Source organism: Methylobacterium sp. WL116, assembly GCF_008039455.1.
In the GTDB taxonomy this organism is placed as follows: domain Bacteria; phylum Pseudomonadota; class Alphaproteobacteria; order Rhizobiales; family Beijerinckiaceae; genus Methylobacterium.
Map to the genome: position 1 here is coordinate 1 of NZ_VRUV01000278.1, position 6,100 is coordinate 6,100.

Sequence of the window (6,100 nt, forward strand, 5' to 3'; positions counted from 1 at the left end):
CCGGCCACCTCCACCCGTGCGGCAAGGTCGCGATGCGCGGACGCGCGGTGCGCCGCCGCTGCTTCGTCACCGACGGCACCCGCCTGGTGATGCCGGCCTTCGGCGCCTATGCCGGTGGCCTCAACGTCCGCGACGCGGCGTTCGAGCCGCTGTTCTCGGCGGGGTTCACGGCGCATCTCCTCGGCGACGGCCGGGTGTTCTCGATCGGGCGGTCGATGCTGGCGAAGGATTGAGGTTTTCGCCCGCGTGCCAGCGGGCAGCACCGTCGGGCGTGGACGAACGGTGCGCCCCACCATATGCTTCCGTCATGTCCGTCGAGGTCGTTTATCTGCTGCGCAAGGACGAGCCCGGCTTCCGGGACCTCGATACCGTGGTGCTGCTCGAGCCGGCCCGCTCGCATGACGGCGAGACGATCCCGGCGGGGCGTGCAGGAACCGTCGTCGGCGTCTGGACCGACAGCCCGGATTGCATCGTCGAGTTCTCGGAGCCGGACGGCGCGCTGGCCACCGTGCCGGCAACGATCCTGACGCATGCGACGCCGACCGCTCTTCGATGAGCGGATCGTCGCTCCCGCAGAACCTTGCCATTCCGGGCGACAAGATCGCCAGATACCTTCTCAATCCCGATCATCCGCAAGGCGGATCGAAGGCCCGCTTCTTCCTCGGCTTCGGATTCAGCCGCGAGCGGACGACCGAATTCGCGGATGCGCTGTTTCTGCAGGCCCTGCGCGCATCCGTTCGCATGGTCACGCCGACATCGCCGGATCGGCGGGTGATCGCCTGCATCGGTCCGATCGCGACGCCGTCGGGACGCGAACCCTGGATCCGCACCGTGTGGCTGGTCGAGCGCGACGAGGTCGGACGCCTCGTCACGGCCCATCCCGATCGGGCTCGCAGCGCCTGAAGGTATGGTCGCGTCAGGACCGGCGCCGCGCCGCGTCAGGAGCATCCGTGTCCCTCCCCCTCGTGCTCCGGCAACGTCAGCCCGAAATGCTGGACGAGGTCGGCGACCTGGGCGGGGCTGAGATGGCGCGGGTTGAGGTTGCGCAGGAGCAGGTAGAGCTTGGCCGTCTCCTCGAGCTCCTCGGTGGCAAAGACCGCGGCCTCCAGGCTCGCGCCGGCGACGACCGGGCCGTGGTTGGCGAGCAGCACCGAACTGTACTTCCCCGCCAGGCCCCGGATCGCGTCGGCGACGCCCGGGTCGCCGGGGCGGTAGTACGGGACCAGCGCCGTGCCGCCGGTGCGCATCAGGTAGTACGGCGTCAGCGGCGGCAGCACCGCCTTCGGGTCGATCTCGGGCAGCATCGACACCGCGACCGCGTGCGTCGAGTGCAGGTGGACGATGGCGCGCGCCTCGGCGCGGCTCTCGTAGAGCGCGGTGTGGAGCGGGATCTCCTTCGTCGGCGTGTCGCCGGAGACCACCCGTCCCGTCGCGTCTAGACGCGAGATCCGGGCCGGGTCGAGGAAGCCGAGCGAGGCGTTGGTCGGGGTCACCAGCCAGCCCCCGTCATCGAGCCGAAGGGAGATGTTGCCCGAGGAGCCCGGCGTCAGCCCGCGCTCGAATAGCGAGCGCCCGTAGCGGCAGATGCTTTCGCGCAGGGTGGATTCGCTCATTGGGCCTGACTCATGCGGTCGCGCCTTCCATCAGTTCGAAGCCGAGGTCGATCGTCTCGGCCGGGCCGCCGGCCGCCAGGCGCTCGGCGGCGACCGCGCCGATCCGCAGTCGCGGCGTGCGGATGGTCGAGAGCGGCTGCGGCATCGCCGCGGTGATGTCGAGGCCGTTGTAGCCGAACAAAGCGAGGCGGTGCGGGATCGACCAGCCGCGCGCCAGGCAGCAGAAGTAGCCGCCGAGCGCCATGTCGTCGTTGGAGAAGTAGACGGCGTCGAGGTCCGGCGTGCGGTCGAGCAGCCGGTCCAGCGCCGCCCGCCCGGCCGCCGCGGAGGACGGCTCGGCGACGATCTCGCGGTCGATCAGCCCGTGCCCGGCGCCGTTCAGGGCCGCCTCGAAGCCGGCGAGCCGCTTGCCCGCCCGGAGGTCGCGCAGAATGTCGTGGCCGACATAGCCGATGCGGCGGTAGCCCCGCCCGAGCAGGTGCGCGGCGCTCGCCTCGCCGACCGCCCGGTTGGAGAAGCCGACGACGAGGTCGAGGCCCGGCCCGTCGGTGTCGATCATCTCGACCACGCGGATCCCGGCGGCGCGCAGGAGCGCGACGGTGCCGGGATTGTGCTCCACCCCGGTGACGACGAGGCCGGCCGGGCGCCACGACAGCAGCGCGCCGACCAGCGCCTCCTCGCGGTCGGGATCGTAGTCGGAGACGCCGATCACGCTCTGGAAGCCGGTGCGGTCGAGCGCCCCCGTCAGCCCGCGCAGCAGGTCGGGGAAGACGATGTTGGCGAGCGACGGGATCACGATGCCGACGAGCTGCGAGCCGGCCGACGTCGCGTTGCCCGCGAGCGACCCGGCCAGCCGGTTCGGCACGTAGCCGAGCTCGACCACGGCCGCGGCCACCCGGTCTGCGGTGCGCTTCGAGAACGAGCCCTGGTTGCGCAGCACCCGCGAGACCGTGCTCTCGCCGAATCCCGATTCCCGGGCGACGTCCGCCAGCGTCACGAGGCGCCGATGCAGGTTCATGGAGACCCTTCGCGTGGCGATGCGCTCAGCGACATATCGAGCATCGCTGTCACCCGCAAGCTGATTGGCAGCGCTGCCAAACTGAGATAGGCAGGTTTCAAGCGCCGGGAAACGGTGCGGAACCAAGCAGAACGCCGGCACGCCAAGACGTCGGCGACGGAGGACGCCATGAGTTCACCAGCCGCCGTGCTGCCGGGCAGCGCCGTGCCGTCGAAGGACTTCGTCGAGCAGACCTATACCAAGGTGTTCTGGCGCCTCGTGCCGTTCCTGATGCTCTGCTACGTCGTCGCCTACCTCGACCGGGTCAACGTCGGCTTCGCCAAGCTGCAGATGTCCCAGGACCTCGGCTTCAGCGAGACGGTCTACGGCTTCGGCGCGGGCGTGTTCTTCGTCGGCTACTTCCTGTTCGAGGTGCCCTCGAACGTGATCCTCCACCGGGTCGGCGCGCGGATCTGGATCGCCCGGATCATGGTCACCTGGGGGATCATCTCGGGTGCGTTCCTGTTCGTGAACTCCGCCACGACCTTCTACGTCATGCGCTTCCTGCTCGGGCTGGCCGAGGCGGGCTTCTACCCGGGCGTGATCCTCTACACGACGGCCTGGTTCCCGGCGCATCGCCGGGCCAAGGTCATCGCCGTGTTCATGGCCGCGATCCCCGTCTCGGGCATCTTCGGCAACCCGCTCTCGGGCTGGATCATGGATGCCTTCAACGGCGCCCACGGGCTCGCCGGCTGGCAGTGGATGTTCGTGATCGAGGCGGTGCCGGCGGTGCTGGTCGGCATCGCGGTGTTCTTCTACCTCGACAACCGGGCCTCGGAGGCCAAGTGGCTGACCGACCCCGAGAAAGCGGTGATCGAGCGCGACATCGCCGCCGACAACGTCGGCAAGGAGACGAGCCCGCACTCGATCGCGACCGTGTTCCGCAACGGCCGCGTCTGGTTCATGAGCTTCATCTACTTCTGCTTCGTCACGGGCCAGTACGGCCTGACCTTCTGGATGCCGACGCTGGTGAAAGCCACCGGCGTGCAGGGCAACCTCAACATCGGCCTGATCAGCGCGATCCCGTTCCTGTTCGCGGTGTTCGTGATGATCCTGCTCGGGCGCAGCGCCGACCGGATGCGCGAGCGCCGCTGGCACCTGATCGTGCCCGCGCTCTGCGGCGCGGTCGGCTTCGTCGTCGCCGCCACCGCCGGCAGCACGGTGATCGCGATCATGGCGCTCTCGATCGCCGCGGGCGGGGTGCTCACCTGCGCGCCGCTGTTCTGGTCGATGCCGACCGCGTTCCTGTCGGGGGCGGGCGCCGCCGCCGGCGTCGCGCTGATTAACTCGGTGGGCAACCTCGCGGGCTTCGCCAGCCCCTACGTGATCGGCGCCCTGAAGGACTACAGCGGCAACACCGCCACCGGCATGTACGCGCTCGCCGCCATGCTGGTGCTCGGCTCGGTCGCGACCTTCGTGACGCCCAAGCGCCTCGTGAACCGCTGAAACCGGCGCACCTTCCGCAGATCCCCGACCGGACATCCCCGATGACAGCACCCTCCTCCGCCCGGCACGCCGCGGTGATCGGCCTCGGCTCGATGGGCTTCGGCATGGCGGCCTCGCTGCTGCGGGCCGGCTTCACGGTCGCGGCCTGCGACGTGAACCCCGAGGCGGTCGCCCGCTTCTCGGCGGCCGGCGGGCGCGGCACGGCGAGCCCGGCCGAAGCGGCGGAGGGCGCGAGCGTCGTGATCTGCGTCGTCGTCAACGCCGCCCAGACCGAGGCCGTGCTGTTCGGCGAGGCCGGCGCCGCGGCGGCGATGCCGGAGGGCGCGGTGTTCGTCTCCTCGGCGACCATGGACCCGGCCGTCGCCCGGCGGCTGGCGGCGCGGCTCGAGGCCACCGGCCGGCACTACCTTGACGCGCCGATGAGCGGGGGCGCGGCGCGCGCCGCCGACGGGGCTCTGACCTTCCTGGCCTCCGGCTCGGCCGCCGCCTTCGACGCGGCGCGCCCGGCGCTCGGTGCGATGGCCGGCACGCTCTACGAGCTCGGCGACGAAGCCGGCCAGGGCGCGGCCTTCAAGATGATCAACCAGCTGCTCGCGGGCGTGCACATCGCTGCCGCGTCGGAAGCCATGAGCTTCGCCGCCAAGCAGGGCCTCGACCTCGCCCGCGTCTACGAGGTGATCACGAAGTCGGCCGGCAATTCCTGGATGTTCGAGAACCGGATGCCGCACGTCCTCGACGGCGATTACAGCCCCAGAAGCGCGGTCGACATCTTCGTCAAGGACCTCGGCATCGTGCAGGACATGGCGCGCGCCGAGAAGTACCCGGTGCCGGTGGCGGCCGCCGCCCTGCAGATGTTCCTGATGGCGTCGGGCTCGGGGATGGGCCGCGACGACGATGCCTCCGTCGCGCGGCTCTACGCCCAGGTCTCGGGCGCGACCCTGCCGGCCGCGAAGCGCTGAGGAGGTCCATCCATGCCGCGCTTTGCCGCCAACCTCACCCTGATGTTCACCGAGCTCCCCTTCCTCGACCGCTTCGCAGCAGCCGCGGACCAGGGCTTCGGCGCCGTCGAGTTCCTGTTCCCCTACGCGCATCCGGCCGACGCCATCGCCGACCGCCTGGCGCGCCACGGCCTGACCCAGGCGCTGTTCAACCTGCCGCCGGGCGACTTCGAGGCCGGCGAGCGCGGGCTCGCGGCCCTGCCCGAGCGCTTCGACGAGCTGAAGCAGGGCGTCGCGACCGCTCTGCGCTACGCCGAGGCCACCGGCGTCGGGCGCCTCCACCTGATGGCGGGGCTGGCCGACCCGAACGATCCGGCCGCGCGCGACGCCTACCGCCGCGCCGTCGCCTGGACCGCCGACGCTCTCGGCGCGGCGGGGCTCGACCTCGTGCTGGAGCCGATCAACGGCCGCAACATGCCGGGCTACTTCCTGAACGATTTCGGGGCGGCGGCGGCGCTGATCCGCGACCTCGCGCGGCCGAACCTGAAGCTGCAGTTCGACCTCTACCACTGCCAGATCCTGCACGGCGACGTGACGATGCGGCTGCGCGCGCTGATGCCGATCGTCGGCCACGTGCAGACCGCCTCGGTGCCGGGGCGACACGAGCCCGGCACCGGCGAGATCGACGACGCCTTCCTCTTCGCGGAGCTCGACTGGCTCGGCTACGACGGGTTCGTCGGCTGCGAGTACAACCCGGCCGCCGGCACCGTCGCGGGCCTCGGCTGGTTCTCGCCCTATCGCGAAGGCCGGCGGGGGGATGCACGATGAGCCTGCCGCTCGCCCTCGGCTGCGTCGCCGACGACTATACCGGCGCCTCGGACCTCGCCAACACCCTGACCAGGGCCGGCCTGCGCACGGTGCAGACCATCGGCGTGCCGGCCGACGACCTCGCCCTGCCGGAGGTCGACGCGGTGGTGGTGGCGCTGAAGAGCCGGTCGATCGACCCGCGCGAGGCGGTGGCGCGCTCCCGCGAGGCCGACGCCTGG

General features: G+C 71.0%; 8 protein-coding genes and 1 pseudogene. 7 read left to right on the plus strand and 2 right to left on the minus strand.

Annotation, left to right across the window (positions count from 1 at the left end; all coding sequences use genetic code 11):
- From FV223_RS17935 to FV223_RS17945, 3 genes and pseudogenes are all read left to right on the plus strand, one after another.
- A pseudogene (locus FV223_RS17935) lies at positions 1 to 233 on the plus strand (phosphoesterase); the annotation flags it as partial.
- Between the two features lie 74 nt (positions 234 to 307).
- Positions 308 to 556: a DUF4926 domain-containing protein gene (locus FV223_RS17940; RefSeq protein WP_147728298.1), complete on the plus strand. Its 249-nt coding sequence runs from the start codon at positions 308 to 310 to the stop codon at positions 554 to 556.
- Entirely contained in the window at positions 553 to 903 is a 351-nt protein-coding gene (locus FV223_RS17945) for a DUF6883 domain-containing protein (protein WP_147728299.1), read from the plus strand. Before FV223_RS17940 ends, FV223_RS17945 begins: the two co-directional genes overlap by 4 nt.
- A 35-nt stretch (positions 904 to 938) precedes the next feature.
- On the opposite strand, the gene FV223_RS17950 is transcribed toward FV223_RS17945, so the two are convergent.
- The gene (locus FV223_RS17950) at positions 939 to 1,613 is read right to left on the minus strand and encodes an aldolase (protein ID WP_147728300.1); all 675 of its coding nucleotides are present in this window, start codon (positions 1,611 to 1,613) and stop codon (positions 939 to 941) included.
- 10 nt (positions 1,614 to 1,623) lie between these two features.
- A complete protein-coding gene (locus FV223_RS17955) occupies positions 1,624 to 2,631 on the minus strand; it encodes a LacI family DNA-binding transcriptional regulator (protein WP_147728301.1) in 1,008 nt (335 codons plus the stop codon).
- Positions 2,632 to 2,799: 168 nt separating this feature from the next.
- On the opposite strand from FV223_RS17955, the gene FV223_RS17960 reads away from it, so the two are divergent.
- The 4 genes from FV223_RS17960 to FV223_RS17975 form a co-directional block, all read left to right on the plus strand.
- Positions 2,800 to 4,116 carry an MFS transporter gene (locus tag FV223_RS17960; RefSeq protein ID WP_147728302.1) on the plus strand — a complete coding sequence of 439 codons (1,317 nt, stop codon included), beginning with the start codon at positions 2,800 to 2,802 and terminating at the stop codon, positions 4,114 to 4,116.
- A 41-nt stretch (positions 4,117 to 4,157) separates the two neighbouring features.
- The gene (gene ltnD, locus FV223_RS17965; RefSeq protein WP_147728303.1) at positions 4,158 to 5,075 is read left to right on the plus strand and encodes an L-threonate dehydrogenase; all 918 of its coding nucleotides are present in this window, start codon (positions 4,158 to 4,160) and stop codon (positions 5,073 to 5,075) included.
- A 12-nt stretch (positions 5,076 to 5,087) separates the two neighbouring features.
- Positions 5,088 to 5,882, plus strand: a complete 795-nt coding sequence (gene otnI / locus FV223_RS17970; protein WP_147728304.1) for a 2-oxo-tetronate isomerase — start codon at positions 5,088 to 5,090, stop codon at positions 5,880 to 5,882.
- Between the two features lie 2 nt (positions 5,883 to 5,884).
- Positions 5,885 to 6,100 (plus strand): four-carbon acid sugar kinase family protein (locus FV223_RS17975; RefSeq protein ID WP_147728305.1); only part of this gene is annotated, 216 nt, incomplete at its 3' end.